Here is a 16,881-nt window from a genome sequence, read left to right on the forward strand (position 1 = left end):
ATATACGAAGTAAGGCATCTGCCGTGAAAAGACTTGAGTACCTATCCTGTAAAATACTAAGTCTACTACCTTTGTTTCGTATACAAGATTATTGTACCTACTGTTGTTAGGGGTAGAGCTGCCTAAATATTAAGACAGCCTGAAAGGTTGCTACCATTGTGAGCACGAAGGGGATACTACAGGTGCCGACGTTAGGGAATGGGGCATCGGGCGTCGAGAAAATAGCTGGTGCTTTATGTAACAACTAACCCTTTGGCATTCCAAGGGTAAAATAAAAGGCTGAGCCCTGTCCGGGTTCTGACTCTAGCCAGATGTGGCCTTGATGTCGTTCTACAACTTTTTTGCAGACGGCTAGACCGATGCCATAGCCTTCCTTTTCTTCGCGGGTATGCAAACGTTGAAACAGGCCAAAGGTTCTCTCTTGTTGTTCTTTGGGTATACCGATGCCGTTGTCTTGCAGACTAAAGGTCCATTGATTGTTCTTCCATTCAGCACCCATATGGATGCGGGGAGGTTCAGCCCTTCGAAACTTAATGGCGTTGCTAATCAGGTTCTGAAATAGCTGTAGTATCTGGGGTTCATCTACGTTAAGGCTGGGTAGGACATCATGGGTGATGACCGCTTGAGATTCTTCAATGGCAGAGCTTAAGTTTTTGATAGCAGCGGTCAATACTTGCTCAAGCTCCACAGCTGTAAAGGTAATCTCACGATGGGTAGCCCGTGAAAAGGCCAAAATGCCATTAATTAACCCATGCATGCGGATGCCACCCTCGACAATATGACCAATATAGTCATGGGCTGTGGCGTCTAGTTGCTTACCATAATCCCCTTCTAGCAGTTGTGCAAAAACTGTCATGGCCCGCAGTGGTTCTTGTAAATCATGGGAAACGACGTAGGCAAACTGTTCTAGATCCGCATTGGACTGTTCTAAGGCTTGGGCACGGTTGGCCAGTTCACTTTGAGCTCGTTGCCGTTCTAGAACTTCAGCTTGTAGTTGCTGGTTGGCTTGTTTAATTTCAGCAGTTCGGCCTTCAACTAATTCTTCCAAATGCTCTTGGTAGCGAACAAGCTCGGCCTGAGATTTGTTGTGTTCTGTGACATCGCTCAGCACTGCTAAGGAACGAGGCAAGATGCCGGACGTACCCTGTTCAACGGTTGCAGATAGTAATACATCACGAATACTACCGTCTTTGCATATCCATTGATATGGAATATTGTGACAAACTCCATTCTCCAAAAAATCTGGCATAACCACATCTACAGCGTATTGACGAGACTCTGGAGTCAGAAACTCTGTAAATTTACGGCCAATCACTTCGGTATGGTCATATCCAAACGTTTGCAGCCAGTGATGACTGATGCTAACTAATTCGTCTTCATTGTTGATAGAACATAGTATTGCTGGAGTGCTTTCGTACAGGTTGCGGTAGCGTGCCTCGCTATCCTGTAGCTCTTTTTCGGCAGCTTTGCGATCGCTAATGTCAATCACTGAACCCGTTATCCGTACCGGATTGCCCGACTCATCCCAAATAGCTTGCCCCCTGGCATAAACCCAACAATAGTCGCCGTTTTTTTTACGCATGCGGTATTCTGCCTGATAAGGAACCCGATGCTGTAGATGGTTATTCAAGGCCTCCATAACCCGACCATAGTCATCGGGATGCAGCTTTGATTCAAATGCAGTATGCCAATTTTGAAGTTCATCTTGATCGTCTTCATACCCCAGAATTTCTCCATATTGGGGCGATATATAATTCTCATTGGTTAGAAGATTCCGATCCCAAAGACCCACCCGAGCCCCTTTAACCGCCAGATCGTAGCGTTCTTGACTGGCGGTTAATTCAGCGGTGCGCCCTTGTATTTTTTGTTCTAGAATCTCATAGGATTGACTTAACCTGGCCTCAGCGGCCTCTAAGCGTAGCTGAGTGCGTTTAATTTCATCAATATTGACAAACGTGAGGATCACCCCATCAACTGTTTGATTTTCTGCCAAGTACGGGTGAATCCGCATCAGTAAATGGGGTCCCTGGTGCTTGACCTGAACCTCTTGTTCAATAGTCTTTCTCTGCTCTCTAAATTGCTCTAGCACAACCAGCAAATCAAGATTCTCCAGGTTGTGAGATAAGTGCCCAATGGGTCGACCCACATCGTTGGCAACCAGGTTATAGGCAACAGTAGCCGCAGACGTATATTTTCTAATTCGCAGCCCATTATCTAGAAAAATGACGCCAACCTCAATGTTGCTTAGCAGATTATCTAAATCATTATTGAGCTCAGTTAGACTTTGAATTTTAGACTGGTACTCAGCATTGACAGTATAAAGCTCTTCGTTAACGGACTGTAGTTCTTCGTTAGTACTTTGCAGCTCTTCGTTAGATGCAATTAGTTCTTCATTAGTGGCTTGTTGTTCTTCGTTCGTTGTTTCTAATTCTTCAATAGTAGCCTGAAGATTTTCGCGGGTATGCTGCAAGTCTCTCTCTAATTGCAACACATATTGAGCAGTATCGTCACTGGTCTCAAACTGGTTTGAAGGTAGGGCGGTGTCAGGCCCGCTCTCCTGAGAAATGACTATTAAAAAAAACTCACCTGTCTTACGATTGGCAGCCTGGCGGCTCACTTCTACATTTACCGTCAAACACTCGTATTCAGGCTCTTTAATCTGGTAACTGTTATAGCAAACTCTACTATCTCTCCCCTGGCAGATGCGGTGCAATGCAGTACTGAGCGGTAGCTGTAGTGACTGCGGAAGCATCTCGATTAGATCATTCGATTGTCTGCCATCGGGCACCCTTAAGAGACTTAATGTGTCACCACACACATACAGCAATTGCATCTGTCGATCGACTAGTAGACAAGTGGCTTCACGTTGATTTAAGAGAGTCTTGAAAGCTTGCTCCAACAGCGGATCAAAGCGAGAGTTTTTATCTGAAAGAGCAACTTGAAGCTGGGGTCTATTGATCTTTAAGGCCGCAAACGCTCCTGTGGATAAGGATAGCTTGACATCTCTCAATTTCTGATAGATTTTCCACTTCCGGTGTAAAGTGTCAAACTCTTCTTCAAGAATGCCTAGGGTTTCTGACTCACCCAAGAACAGAATACCATTGACGTTCAGGGCAAAATGCAGATTTCTCAAGACTTGAGCTTGAAGATCAGTTTGCATGTAAATCAGGACATTACGGCAAGTCACCAAGTCCACCTGGGTAAATCCTGCGTCTTTAGCCAAATTATGATTGGCAAAAATAATCATCTCTCGAATTGCTCGCGATACCTCAAAGGAGCCATCATTCCTAGAGGTAAAAAAGCGACTGACACGAGCTTCACCGATTTCATTAACAATTGGTGCTGGATAAATCCCTAAAGATGCTTTATTCAAAGCAACTTGATCCAGATCCGTAGCAAAAATCTTAACTTCGATAGACAGCTGGCGTTGATCCAGCAGTTCTCTGACTAAGATGGCCATGGAATAGGCCTCTTCCCCCGTGGCACAAGCTGTAATCCAAATACGCAGCGTCTGTCCTGAGGAAAATCTGTCAAGTAGTTCAGGTAGAACATTGTTTTCTAAAAATTGCCACGCCTCTGCATCTCTAAAAAAACGTGTGACAGTAATCAATAAATCATTACGCAAGCAGTTGCGCTCTTCTTTTGAGGCGTTTAATCGACTGATATAGCTATCTAAATCTTGATAACCTGCAATCAAACATCGTCGTCGAATACGTCGAGTAATCGAGCTGGGCTTATAATGACCAAAATCAATATCATCATGTTGCTCAATGATATTGATGATTTTTTGTAGCTGGATAGGGATTAGCTGGTTTTGCAGATTATCCCGTAGGACTTGCAACCCGTTCGGGGCGGTCACTAATTGATACGTCGTTTGAGCCAGTTCACTGGCAGGCAAGATTAGATCAACAACTCCGGTGGAGATAGCGCTTTGGGGCATGCCGTCAAACTCAGCTGTTTCTGGAGCCTGGACCAGGACAATGCCACCCTTTTCTGAGATTTCCTGAATCCCTTGTGAACCATCGCTGCCGGTTCCTGATAGAATCACGCTGATAGTCTTCTCTCGACTCTCCAAAGACAGAGATTTAAAAAATAAGTCGATGGGTAAATTAGGCTGACGACCCCGACCTCGTTCCTGTGGCGTCAGATGCAAACATCCGTCCTTGAGTACCATATTTTGACCCGGTGGTATCAAGAAAACAGTATTAGGGCATAGGGACACCTGATCTGTCACCTGTTGAACATCCATGTCGGTATGTCGTTTGAGCAGTTCACTCATTAAGCTTTTGTAATCAGGTGACAGGTGTTGAACAACGATAAAAGCAGCGTTACTATCGCTGGGCATATTCCCAAAAAAATCTTCGAGGGCACGCAACCCACCTGCAGACGTACCAATACCGACAATCAAAAAGCTAGTGCTAGTTTGTCTATCAATCGTATCTACCATTGATGTGTTCTAGTCAGGGGGGACAGACAATTTCTCAAAATAATAGGAATGTTTCTAATGGCACCTCAGTATATTCTCGGAATATTTCTATTATTTTTTCTTTTTTCTTCCTTAGCTTTTTAGCGTAACAGAGCTAGAAACATTTAGTTGATCAAACCTAGAGCTTTTTATGATTCTTTTATGATTGAAATCTTCTCAATCACCTAATTTTTTCTTGACATGCAGTTGTTAAAGTTTAGACCTAAGTAGGTCAGCTCAGTTCCTTATACACTGCCAACCAGTTGTTTAATTTCTGCGAGTTTACCCCCAAACCCTAATTCTGAGGGCTTTGGGCTTGGTCTCCCCCAGAATTGGGCAAAGGGGGCTATGATATCGGATAGCTAATGGTGACAACCTACTTATGTCTAAAATTATGTTTTTTGTAGGGTCAAACATATGTCAAACAATGACCTTACCCTTGGGCATAACTCCAGAAATTTGAAAATAATTCATAAGAACACGAATAGACTGGGACGATATAACGTGAAATGTATTAATAAACACTTTGCGCGACAAAGACGAGTTACCTTATGTCTGCTGACCTTGCTCAACAATGGGAGATTGCGCTAACTACCTGTGCTCAGGAACCTATTCATAGCCCAGGAGTAATTCAGTCTTTTGGCGCACTATTAGCCACTGACCGTGCATTAGAGTATATTACCCACGTTTCCGATAACCTGAGTAACCTCTTGGGACATGAGACTGACGAGATAAGTGCTGATGTTTTGGGACAGCCGCTAGATGCGATTTTACCCGACACGCTCGTTCATGACCTTAATAATGCCTGCGGATTATCGACAATTACCACTCAACGCCATCGATTAGGAATTTATGAGATTCATGGATGCTGGCTTGATGTGAGTGTCCATTGTAGCTCCACCCACACCTTGATTGAGCTAGAGCCTGTTACTGAAAACCTGGATACCCATACTCCACTCCTAATGCGAGCTCAATTAATGCTCGAGAAAACGTCTAGCTCAGAGCAATTGCTGGCTCTCGCTGTAAAGGAGTTACGCAACACCACTGGGTTTGATCGGGTGATGGCCTATCGCTTTTTACCAGATGGGTCCGGAGAAGTTGTCGCAGAAGCCAGCAGTCCAGGTTCTCAGTCCTATTTAGGCTTACGCTATCCGGCGTCTGATATTCCAGATACCACCCGTCGTCTGTTTTGGAAAACAGGTGTTCGTGTTGTGGCAGATGTTCATGCCCCTATGGCTCCGATCCTGGCATTGGATAAAACAGAAGCTGACCTCGACTTGTCTCTGGCTTTAATTCGGGGTTCATCGTTGATCCATGGTGAATATTTAAAGAATATGGGGGTCACTGCCAGTATGGCCATTGCCATTACAGTGCAGGGGCAACTGTGGGGATTGTTTGCCCTACACCACCGACAATCCAAGGTAATCCCCCCCGATCTTCGCACTGTTGTTGAACTATTTAGGCAATTATTTTCCTTACAGTTCCAGCAAATCTTGGCTGAAGAACGATTTCGCGATCGCAAACAAGCAGCATCCATACTAGACAAGCTTTTCTCTATTCAAGCGGATCAAGCCACACCCAAAGACTGGATCAAGATCATCATTCAAGCTAGCCAACCCTTTTGTCAGCTGCTATCGGCCCATGGCGTAGCCTTTATCAGTGAGCAACAGGTATTAGCGAGCTACGGGAATAGTCCCTCAACTTCAACAGTTCTAGCCCTGGCAAACCACCATAATGACCATGGGCAGACCGATATCACGACTATTGAGTGTCTACAGGACCTTGATATGCCTGATGTGAAAACATGGGGCAGTAGTGCCGGGGGCCTATGCTTTACAATTCCTTCCGATGCCCCCCTGTATCTGATTTTCTTCAGAAATGAGATTCTTAGCGATATTCGCTGGGCAGGTAATCCAGAGAGTAAAGAGCTCGTAGAAGATAGCCCTAAACCTAAGTTACGCCCAAGACGCTCCTTTGAAGAGTACAAGCAAATTGTTAAGGGCCATTGTGCCCCCTGGACACCTTCGGACCTGAATATTGCCCTAGAGATCCGAACTGAATTGATTCGTTTAGCCAGAATTAAAATCCAAGACTTTCAACAACGTCAACAAAATCTTTTAGTGGCAGAACTGAATCACCGGGTTAAAAACATTTTGGCGTTAATTCGCTCAATAGCTCGCCAAACTGAAATGTCTACAAATTCTCTAGAAGAGTATACAACAACCCTAAAAAGCCGCATCGCCGCGTTGTCCGCTGCCCATGATCTAGTCACAGGCTATGGGTTAGAATGGCCCAATTTACGCAATTTACTCGCTATTGAATTACGCCCCTACCTGAGCGATATAGTCCCTAGGGTAACCCTGACGGGTCCCGTGATTGGCCTCAAGGCCAATTTTGTCCCAACATTTGTTTTAGTGATCCATGAACTCACCTCCAATGCCGCTAAATATGGTGCTTTATCAGTTACATCAGGCAATGTGACTGTGCAGTGGTATGAACACTATGGTGGGATTAAGCTGATCTGGCAAGAATCGGGTGGCCCCACCGTGACTCCTCCCCAGCGACGGGGGTTCGGTCGTGATCTAATTGAACGAGCTATTCCCTATGAATTTGAGGGCGAGGCTACGATCCACTTTCTATCCTCTGGAATCAGGGCTGAATTTTGGTTGCCCAATAATCTTATTCGGTGGGGTCAAGCAGGAGGTACAAAGCCTAGTCCTTTGGCGAATGTACCAGAAACTGACCGACTCAAGCCCATGGAACAGATTCAAGTATTAGTGGTAGAGGATAGCTTGTTAGTTGCGATGGAGATGGAAAGTATTTTAAAAAAGATTGGATTAGAATCGATCACCTCAGCCCCCAGCGTCGCTCGCGCCTTTAAATATCTGCGGCAAGAAAGCTATCAGCTCTGTTTATTGGATATTGATCTGAAACAGGAAACAAGTTTTGAAATTGCTAACTTCCTGCTTGAACAAGGTATACCGTTTGCCTTTACCACAGGTTATAACTCCAAGCACGCTCTTCCCAATTCCTTGGAGTCGGTGCCGCTCCTAAAAAAACCCATTGATGAATCAAAGTTAGAAAAACTCGTTAGTGACCTGCTTAGTTGATTATGGCTACCGTACTTATTTTTGAAGACAACATGGCCTTGGCCTTGCAATGGCGACAGTTACTAGAAACCTATAATCACTACGTCTGCTGTTGCACAACTATACGAAATGCATTAGCGATCGCAACAGCTATTCAGCCCGATATAGTGATTATGGACATGATGATTAAACAGAATGGCCGGTTTGTTCCAGAAGGGGGGCTGACACTTCTAGCCCGACTAAAAATGGAGTATGACGGCTCACCTTATATCATCGGGGTGAGTGGATACAAGCCCGGAGTTTATAGCAAATCTACGCCTCTAGAACTCGCCAAACGGACAGGTGTAAATATAACTCTCTACAAGCCAATTGCCCCCGATCACTTAGTAGACATTATTAACCAGTGTTTAGCGAATCGACAGCCATCCTTAGAAAATCGCTAGATTCGACCCAAAGTTTCAGGCTCTTAGCCTTATATTTTCTTAATACCTATGTTAGGTCATAGCACTACCGATGACCTATATTTAATTTTTTTCTGCCCTCACAACATACTCATATTATTGCTCTACTATCCTATAGTATAGCGAGGCAATAAATATCTGTAGGCTTTTCATAGGTAGGTATGCAGTGATCTCTCAGGGGCTTCCTCCTCTTATTCAACAAATGCTATGGCCCAGTTTCTATCCTCACTGGACGCAAGATAAGATTGAACTGGTACAAACCCACACTGCCTATGTCCTATTGACAGGAAACTATGCCTATAAGGTCAAAAAGCCAGTGAACTATGGCTTTCTTAACTATACGACCCTGGCAGCTCGCAAACACTATGTGGAAGAAGAATTACGGTTAAATCAACGCACCGCTCAAGAAATTTATTTAGCCGCTATCCCCATTTATCAGCGGGGAGAACAGTTCAGTCTTTTAGAGCAGGGAGAACCGGTTGAATATGCGGTCAAAATGCATCAGTTCCCCTCGGGTTCTCTATTTTCTGATTTATTGACTCAGGGTAAATTAACTCCAGCGTTGATCAAAAGACTTGCCCATCAAGTGGCGGTCTTCCATCAGCGCGCTATGGTTAGCGACTACATTCAGTCATTTGGCACTGTTGTCAAGATTCGTCAGGCATTTGATGAAAACTATGCCCAGAGCCTACCGTATATTGGTCGTGGTCAAACCCAACAGCAGCTACAAGACACTCAAAAGTATACGGATCGAATTTTTACTGAGCATCAAAAGCGCTTTCAAACGCGTATCCAACAACAAAAGATTCGTGAATGCCATGGCGATCTGCACCTGAGAAATATTTGCCTATGGCAAGACCGTATCTTTCTATTTGATTGTATTGAGTTCAACGAAGCATTTCGATACGTAGACACCATGTATGACGTGGCATTTACAGTGATGGATTGTGATGCCCATGGACGTTATGACCTGGGTAACCTCTTTCTTAATACCTATCTAGAGGAAACGGGTGATTGGGAAGGGTTAGAGGTTTTACCGCTATACCTTAGTCGCCAAGCCTATGTTCGAGCAAAAACCACTTCGTTTCTTTTGGACGATCCCACCATTGATGCTGAGAAAAAAGAGCAGATCCAAACCCAGTCCCAAGCCTACTACACCCTGGCTTGGCGTTATACCCAGCTACACTCAGGACAACTAGTCCTGATGTCAGGGCTTTCTGGGGTCGGTAAAAGCACCGTAGCCCAGGAGTTGGCCCTGCTCACCAATGCACTCCATATTCGTTCTGATGCCGTGCGTAAACACCTGGCAGGGATGTCACTCCAGCAGCGAGGAGATGCGAATCTATACACGTCAGAGATGACCCAAAGAACCTATGATCGCTTGGGTGATTTAGGTATCCGATTAGCAAAACTCGGGCATATTGTTATTCTCGATGCAAAATACGATCGCATCGCTACTCGGCAAGCTGTCCTGACTCAGGCCAAAGCGTCAAGGATTCCCGTCTCGATTCTTGTGTGCCAAGCGCCTTTCGGTGTCATTTGCCAGCGACTGCAACAGCGCAAAGATGACATTTCTGATGCGACCAGCGAGTTATTGACAAAGCAAAAAGTAACTGCAGAAGCATTAACTCACGAAGAAGAATCCCTAGCCACATATCTTGACACCAACATGAATTTAAGGGAAAGCATTCAAGCTCTAGCAGCCAAGATGGGCTCTGTGACAGCTTACACATCATCTGCTGAAAGCCCTGAGTGTTAAGGCTGGACATCAACGTCAGCCAGAAAATCTCGGCTGGGTGGGGCATCAGGAGGCAGGAGGCAGAATATATGCCCATTGACTTTTGCTTCCGGTCTCCGTACTCCTATGTTTTGGCCCCATAAATTCCTCAATTTTGCGTCCTACCATAAAGTTAAGGGTTCGCCTGGAGGTTATGGAGTTATGACCAACCAGGGCTGACCCTATAAAAAAATGTTTTTTAGAGGGTTTACTATGACACTCACGCACTGGCAACCATTCCGTCAAATCGAACATTGGGAACCTTTCAGCGAAATGGAAACACTGAGAAAAGAGCTGGATAAATTGTTTGCCCAATTTACCCCTGGTCCCTCTGACGCTCAAGCTAGTTTTAGCTTTATGCCATCAGCTGAGATGGACGAAACCGATACTGAAATCCATCTTAAGTTTGAAGTCCCTGGCATGACAGCGGATGATCTCAATATTGAGGTAACTGATACAGCGGTTACCGTTAAAGGCGAGCGCAAATCTGAGTCGAAGACAGAAGAAGATAACATTACTCGCTCTGAGTTTCACTATGGCAAATTTGAGCGTGTGATTCCCCTATCTAGCCATATTGTCAAAGATGCTGTTTCAGCTGAGTACAACAATGGCATCCTTCGCCTGGTGCTGCCCAAATCGGACGTTGCTGCTTCTAAAACCGTAAAAATTAAAGCCACTTAAGGATTAACAGTCTCCCATCTCCAGAGGCTTGGCGATGTGGTTCCCCTGACGTTGGCAAAGCCTGCCCAAAGGGCTTAGGGGAACCATTGGGGAAGGGGGTATCGAGATATAGCACTGACGATCGATACCCCCTCTCAAGGCAGCTACGGTGTATACAGAAGTCGGAGAGTGGCTCCAAGTATCGAGCCCTCATCCCCCAACCCCTTACTCCCTGGGGGAGAAGGGGGGCCTGGCCTCAAAGTCCTTCTCCCTGGGGGAGAAGGATTTAGGATGAGGGCCAATTCAAGGTCAGGTATACCTTTTGGGACATTATCTTCTAGATGTGTGTACACCGTAGCCTCTAAAGGCAGAGGGGGTAATACCGTACGCCCCTACAAATAATTTTATCAAGAGGATATTTCCATGCAACAGCGTCGTCTCAACGCCTATCTGAATCTTATTCAAGAACTGTTAACCTGCCCCAAAGGTGAAGAATGGATTCGGCTTAAGCAGCATGAGCATTTAGTGGATTCTGAGCTGCTTCAAGTCATGGAACAAGTGGCCTCACAATTGTTGCGAGAGGGCAATCGCCAGGCTGCTATTTTTTTACACAATTGGGCGGCAAAACTTCACCATATTTTAGTTAAAGAAACGCCAATACCCAAACCAGAAGATGATAAATTCCAGGCATATTTAGCCCTGATACAGGATCTGTTAAGTTCTTCAGAAGACGATAAAGAACGTCTGTTAGCCAAGCACCATGATTTAATTGGACCAGGGTTGGTCCATCAGATGCAACAGGTGGCTCAACAACTTAAACAACAAGGATCAGATGAGTCAGCCGACTATTTACAACATCTGGCAGATGAGCTCAACCAAGCATGGATTGCAGCTCACGCCTTTCAGCCTGAGCTGCAAAAAGAGTCTTCCCATGTACCCTTGAAAACAGCTGATTCTGCAACAGAAAATACAGACCAGAGTTCTAAGGTGGCAAACGCTAAGGACGTTGCTAACGAAGATGAAGGCGGCAGCCCATCACAGCCGATAGTGTCCACACAGCCGCTGACCACGTCATTACAGCTCAAGGTGAATCAGCAACTGGCGGATGCAATTTCTGAAATATCACAGGCGCTACACCAACTCAATCAAACCATTATGGCTCAATCCCATACGACAAATCCACTGTGGTATATGGATGTGTTAGAGCGGGCGGCAACAGCACAGTGGTTGCTGACCACTGACGAGATTGAGCAACTGATGGGAGTTAAGCCTAAGTGCCATGGAAAAGACAAAATCTATCAGCGAGGTACATGGACGTTTGTAAAAGTTGGTAAACTTGGTGCTCAGACTGCCTGGAAAGTGACTAAAACTCGTCTAGATGCTGCGCCGCCATCTCCCATAATAAATAATCCAGATACTAGCCAGCAGCCTAGCCATCGTCAGACACATGAAATTAAACCCAGTTTATCCCTGGCGAAACATCCTCCACTTAAACAAACTGCCTTAAATAATGGTTCATCCGATAGTGACCAGACCGATTTATTGGAAATACCCGAAATGGACGATGTTTGGGCATAATGGATAGGTCGCTACTGGAGATGCCTAATGGCTGATTCGGACCATTTCAGGGGTTTATCAACAGCCATAGAAACAGATAGCAAAGCTGTTTTCGAAGTCGTAGAACAATCAATATTAGGTCTGTGGGAGGTGGTGAACAATTTAACAGCCCTACGTCCTCCTAAGCGAGCTCGCTATCGGGTCACAATTTTTGGATCGGCTCGTATGGCACCAGGGAGCGAACTCTATCAAGAGGTTAAGCAGTTAGCAAGTGAATTAACCCTACTGGGCTGTGACATTGTCACGGGGGGTGGCCCTGGTTTAATGCAGGCAGCGAATGAGGGTAGTGTCTTAGCCGACCCCAATGATCAGGTCAAATCCATTGGAATTCGAGTTGATTTAAAACACGAGCAAGCCACTAACCCATTTGTGGAAGAGGCTTACTGTCATCGTACATTTTTCTCTCGACTACACCACTTTGTTCTAATGTCGGATGCTTTTGTCGTGATGCCAGGTGGTATTGGCACAACCTTAGAAGCGCTGATGATTTGGCAGCTACTGCAAGTGCGTAAACTCGATCAAACACCGTTTATTTTGGTTGGTTCCATGTGGAAAGGTCTATTGGACTGGACCCAGACCAGCATGCTTGATGAGCAAACGCCCATGATTGATCCAGCCGATATGGCTATCCCTCGCTGTGTGGAGCGGTATGAAGATGCGATCGCAATTCTCCGGGCCTCTCAGCAACGTTGGCAGCAGGCACACCCCGCCGCTTAGACCATTGGTGTAAGTTCAGCCCTCATCATAAAATCTCCTTGGATCGCATGAAACCCTCAAAAGCATGGTTGTTCTAAGGTTTTGTTATGACTTAAAAAGAAAACTCTTTAGCAAAAGACTGACGGGTGACAGGCTGTTCTAATACAAGACCTTCACCCCCCAGTGGATGGGCGTCATCAATTAGATGCCCTGCCACTGATAAATAGACTTTTGCATTGGGGTCCAGGCTTGTGACGGTATAAATGACCTGGGCAACTCGATAGATCATTGAACTGGAGCCCCCACCATAGGTGAATTCCTGGGATAAATTCACATAGATACCCCTAGAATTGGTGGTCAAACTGAGTAACTGGGTGTTTTTAGGAATAGCGGTGAAGGCATCGTCGATCTTCACTGAGCCTGCCAGCAACATTTCCATGGCTTCAGTCAGCATCACTGCTGGAGATGCTTGCGCTTCTACTGATAGCGGTTGAGGTAATAGCTGCTCTTGCTGATTGGAAATGCTCACCCAGTAGGTTTGGGGCTGCACGATGACTAAGGCAGCCAGCTCCGCTGGTAAGGACGAGTTGAGCCTTGCGATCGCATCCGACAAATCTAGACTCTCTACCCTCGTTATCCCCCCTGACACATAGTCAGTTTGTTGAGACGTCCACCAGTATCCCCAGCCTGCCAAACTACCCAAGATAATGGCCACTAGATACATTTCTAGTGTTTTCCAATTGAAGGGATGTAAGGTCTTTTGTGCGCTCATAGCTTGCTCCAGAAACAACTGTTCTGATATTCATCTACGACAGATATTTCTATGGCAGATATTGACTAAACCCAATCAGGATTGCCGTTGCTGATTTATTGCCGTTGCTGATTTAGAGAATGAATCGATCTGGCAAGATCGCCCTATATCAGGATTTTTGAGCTTAAATCTTCTTAAGAATCAGCAACACCCCAGAATTTATCAAGCGTGTTTATTGAGCTTAACCATTGTCTTCAAGCTAACTCAACAATTTGAGGATTTTATGTAGACAGTGATGCCTCTTAATTCAGACTTCTGAACAGTTGTTTCACCACATTTTCAGAATTACTTATTAGGCTAGGATTAAGCAAAGTTAAGGAATGTTCGCCTCCATCATGGCAATACGTCATCTCACTAAGGCTGAAGTCAATCAGTTACTACTCACACTGACCCTGGCCGGATACATCCCCGAACGGGACTTTAAAATTGATGAAAATGGTCAAATTTTGGCAAAACAAGAGATTATGCCAATAATACGCCGTATCCCGGCATGGTCTGAATCCGATAACAGATTGCTCAATGAGCCATCAACGCCTGCCGCGTCATCCCTGAGTCCCCAATGTTCTAACTAAAGTTTTTAACGTGATATATGGCCGGGAGCCCTATAAAATTAAGTTTTATTTAAAAAATAAACTTAATGGTTTTATTTATGATTAGTAGGGTCCACAGAGTTTTAAAAAACCCGTGCATAGAACGACTTCACTCCCTCAAACGCCCTCGCTTCTTGCTCACTCCTCTCCCATGAGTGTTGCAATTTACAAACACCTGTCTAAGTCATCTTGAACTCGCGTTAGCGTGGGCCAATAGACCCATGACCTAATAGTGGCCTGATAGCGCTAATTTTTGGTGTGGTAGTTGCAGTAGGGGAGTTAAGCGTGAAGATTCTCCTGGTTGAAGATGACACTATTTTAATAGAAGCATTGGTTAGGGCTTTGACAGCAGAGCACTATGCTGTCGACGTAGCGACTGATGGTCAAACAGGCTGGGAATTGGCCTCCGTTGACGTCTATGACTTAATTTTGCTAGATGTCATGTTGCCAAAACTGGATGGCATGAGCCTTTGCCGCAAATTGAGGGCCCAGGGCATTCAGACATCCATTTTATTGCTGACGGCCCAGGACAACAGCAGCAGCAAAGTACTGGGGCTGGATGCCGGGGCTGACGACTACGTGACCAAGCCCTTCAACCTGGCGGAGCTGCTGGCACGTATTCGAGCACTACAGCGACGGGAGTCGGGCACGTTGCTGCCGGTACTGACCTGGGAAGAACTATCCCTGGACCCTAGCCCCCGTGAAGTCACCCATCGGGGTAAGCCCATTTATCTAAGGCCACGGGAATACGATCTACTAGAACTTTTTTTGCGTAATCCCCAACGCGTGTTTAGTCGTGGGGCCATTCTCGATCACCTGTGGTCCTTTGAAGGATCCCCCGGTGAAGAAACAATCACCGCCCACATCAAGGGGCTACGGCAGCATTTAAAAGCAGCTGGTGTACCCCATGACCCCATCGAAACGGTGTACGGTATTGGCTATCGACTCCATGCAGAAACATCAGAACTATCGTCTGAAGTGGTAAGCCAGGCTAATGCGGCGACCATGGCAATTTGGGAACGAGCTAAACAACGCCTGAGCAAGCGCATTGCGGTCATTGAAAAAGCCACCTCTGCCGGTGTTAGCAATACCCTAGCTGAAGACCTGCGACAGCAAGCCGAGACAGAGGCCCACAAGCTAGCGGGGTCCTTAGGCATGTTCAATTTTGATCTGGGTTCAAAGCTAGCCCACAAGGCTGAACAGGCCTTCCAAAACTGGCCAACGCTCCCTGATCATGAGCGCACGCAACTGGCCGACTTAATTGGTCAACTACGGCATACGGTCCAACGTGCTGTACATAGTGACACCCCCACCCTGTTTTATCCCAAACCAGCACCGCCCCAAGGCGCTGCCTTGACCATCCATACGGCATCCTTGTTGATTGTTAGCCCGCATGAAGACTTCCAGGCCGAATGTGCAGCCGCATTAGCGAATGTGGCCACTGATTGGACACTACAGTTGCAAGCCGATCCCATTGAGGCCCTGACGCTGCTGAATAGCCATCACCCAGATGTGGTTATTTTAGATTTGTCAGCGACCGATGATCATCCAGAAACGGTATCCCTCAGCCCTGATATGGTGGCCTTCTTGGCTGAGCTACAGGCCTCAACTCCCCCTGTGCCAGTATTACTGCGCACCGAGCACGGTAGCCTGCTAGATCGGGTCAAGGCTTCCCAATTAGGGGGACGGGGATTTATTCCATCGACAACACCTGCATCAGCCGTTGTGGAGACCGTCATTGATCTCTGGATGCGCTCCCACGCCCACATAGCTAAGGTTTTGGTCGTCGATGATGACCCCCAGATTCTAGACGCCATGGGAGGTCTTTTAAAACCCTGGGGGTTAAAAGTCTTTACCTTGGTAGACCCACGGCTGTTTTGGGATGTCTTGAATGAAATCCAACCGGATGTGCTGGTGCTCGATGTTGAAATGCCCCATGTGGATGGTTTGGCCCTATGCCAGGTGGTCCGCAGCGACTTACGATGGTGCCATATTCCCATTCTGTTTCTCACCGCCCATGCCGATGTTGGCACCAAGCACCAGGTATTTGAGATGGGGGCTGACGATTATGTTTCCAAACCCATTGTTGGGCCAGAACTTGTCACTCGCATCCTGAATCGTTTAGAACGGGCAAGGATGACACAATCTCAGATAGAGATTGATACGTTAACGCGCCTGGCCAATCGTCATCAGGCGATTCAGACCGTGACCCAGGCCTTAGCGCAAGGCCAACAACACCATCAAAGGGTGTGCATTGCGATGCTATCCCTCGATCATCTAGATGCCATTAATCGCCATTATGGCTATGACTTAGGTGACAAAGTGCTCGTACATTTTGCCCATCTTCTCCACCAAACGTTTGTGGGTGATGATGTGGTGGGGCGCTGGGCGGGACGCTTATTTATCGTGGCCATGTATGGTCTCACCATTGAGGAGGCCATGCATCGGTTACGCACCGTGCGCAAACAGCTTCATCAGGTGCCACTGCCTCAACAGAGAAACAGCGAATTTTCTAGAGATCAGTCGACTGAAAAGCCTCAACCTTATCTATCACCCATCAGCTTTAGTGCTGGCTTAGCGATCTATCCGTCAGAGGACCAGGCATTATCAGATAATTGGCCCGTGGGTGATCATGTCAGTCTGGTGATTAAGGCGCTGAAACGTTTAGAGCGAGCTCAGCCTGGCCATAGTTTATCGGTTTAAAAAGTCAGGGAG

General features: G+C 46.2%; 10 protein-coding genes. 8 read left to right on the plus strand and 2 right to left on the minus strand.

Annotated features, from left to right (window positions below; genetic code table 11):
* Positions 1–244 precede the first annotated feature (244 nt).
* On the minus strand, positions 245–4,447 hold the full coding sequence (locus U2F10_RS11880; RefSeq protein ID WP_499872201.1) for a chemotaxis protein CheB: 4,203 nt from the start codon (positions 4,445–4,447) through the stop codon (positions 245–247).
* A 569-nt stretch (positions 4,448–5,016) separates the two neighbouring features.
* Between U2F10_RS11880 and U2F10_RS11885 the strand changes: the two genes are divergently transcribed.
* The 6 genes from U2F10_RS11885 to U2F10_RS11910 all read left to right on the plus strand — a co-directional run bounded on the left by U2F10_RS11885 (position 5,017) and on the right by U2F10_RS11910 (position 12,786).
* On the plus strand, positions 5,017–7,575 hold the full coding sequence (locus U2F10_RS11885) for an HWE histidine kinase domain-containing protein (RefSeq protein ID WP_499872203.1): 2,559 nt from the start codon (positions 5,017–5,019) through the stop codon (positions 7,573–7,575).
* A 2-nt stretch (positions 7,576–7,577) separates the two neighbouring features.
* Positions 7,578–7,997 carry a response regulator gene (locus tag U2F10_RS11890; protein ID WP_163668626.1) on the plus strand — a complete coding sequence of 140 codons (420 nt, stop codon included), beginning with the start codon at positions 7,578–7,580 and terminating at the stop codon, positions 7,995–7,997.
* A gap of 220 nt (positions 7,998–8,217) precedes the next feature.
* The gene (locus U2F10_RS11895; protein ID WP_499872205.1) at positions 8,218–9,774 is read left to right on the plus strand and encodes a bifunctional aminoglycoside phosphotransferase/ATP-binding protein; all 1,557 of its coding nucleotides are present in this window, start codon (positions 8,218–8,220) and stop codon (positions 9,772–9,774) included.
* Positions 9,775–10,005: 231 nt separating this feature from the next.
* Positions 10,006–10,473, plus strand: a complete 468-nt coding sequence (locus tag U2F10_RS11900; protein WP_163668630.1) for an Hsp20/alpha crystallin family protein — start codon at positions 10,006–10,008, stop codon at positions 10,471–10,473.
* A 402-nt stretch (positions 10,474–10,875) separates the two neighbouring features.
* A complete protein-coding gene (locus tag U2F10_RS11905) occupies positions 10,876–12,030 on the plus strand; it encodes a hypothetical protein (protein WP_499872206.1) in 1,155 nt (384 codons plus the stop codon).
* Between the two features lie 27 nt (positions 12,031–12,057).
* Positions 12,058–12,786, plus strand: coding sequence for an LOG family protein (locus U2F10_RS11910; protein ID WP_499060210.1), 729 nt, complete (start codon positions 12,058–12,060; stop codon positions 12,784–12,786).
* A 91-nt stretch (positions 12,787–12,877) separates the two neighbouring features.
* On the opposite strand, the gene U2F10_RS11915 is transcribed toward U2F10_RS11910, so the two are convergent.
* Entirely contained in the window at positions 12,878–13,537 is a 660-nt protein-coding gene (locus U2F10_RS11915) for a GerMN domain-containing protein (RefSeq protein ID WP_499872207.1), read from the minus strand.
* A gap of 374 nt (positions 13,538–13,911) precedes the next feature.
* Here U2F10_RS11915 and U2F10_RS11920 point away from each other — a divergent pair, with 374 nt between their 5' ends.
* Both U2F10_RS11920 and U2F10_RS11925 read left to right on the plus strand, forming a co-directional pair.
* Positions 13,912–14,148, plus strand: a complete 237-nt coding sequence (locus tag U2F10_RS11920; protein WP_163668639.1) for a hypothetical protein — start codon at positions 13,912–13,914, stop codon at positions 14,146–14,148.
* A 303-nt stretch (positions 14,149–14,451) separates the two neighbouring features.
* Complete coding sequence (locus U2F10_RS11925) at positions 14,452–16,869, plus strand: response regulator (RefSeq protein WP_499872209.1); 2,418 nt, start codon at positions 14,452–14,454, stop codon at positions 16,867–16,869.
* Positions 16,870–16,881 lie beyond the last annotated feature (12 nt).

The organism is Leptothoe sp. EHU-05/26/07-4 (assembly GCF_043421015.1).
Taxonomy (GTDB): Bacteria; Cyanobacteriota; Cyanobacteriia; order Phormidesmidales; family Phormidesmidaceae; genus Leptothoe; species Leptothoe turfae.

Bases quoted from the DNA above. Each gene is read 5' to 3' on its own strand.
- U2F10_RS11910 (WP_499060210.1), top strand. From the start codon at position 12,058: ATGGCTGATTCGGACCATTTCAGGGGTTTATCAACAGCCATAGAAACA.
- U2F10_RS11915 (WP_499872207.1), bottom strand. From the start codon at position 13,537: ATGAGCGCACAAAAGACCTTACATCCCTTCAATTGGAAAACACTAGAA.
- U2F10_RS11905 (WP_499872206.1), top strand. From the start codon at position 10,876: ATGCAACAGCGTCGTCTCAACGCCTATCTGAATCTTATTCAAGAACTG.
- U2F10_RS11885 (WP_499872203.1), top strand. From the start codon at position 5,017: ATGTCTGCTGACCTTGCTCAACAATGGGAGATTGCGCTAACTACCTGT.
- U2F10_RS11880 (WP_499872201.1), bottom strand. From the start codon at position 4,447: ATGGTAGATACGATTGATAGACAAACTAGCACTAGCTTTTTGATTGTC.
- U2F10_RS11895 (WP_499872205.1), top strand. From the start codon at position 8,218: ATGCTATGGCCCAGTTTCTATCCTCACTGGACGCAAGATAAGATTGAA.
- U2F10_RS11890 (WP_163668626.1), top strand. From the start codon at position 7,578: ATGGCTACCGTACTTATTTTTGAAGACAACATGGCCTTGGCCTTGCAA.
- U2F10_RS11900 (WP_163668630.1), top strand. From the start codon at position 10,006: ATGACACTCACGCACTGGCAACCATTCCGTCAAATCGAACATTGGGAA.
- U2F10_RS11920 (WP_163668639.1), top strand. From the start codon at position 13,912: ATGGCAATACGTCATCTCACTAAGGCTGAAGTCAATCAGTTACTACTC.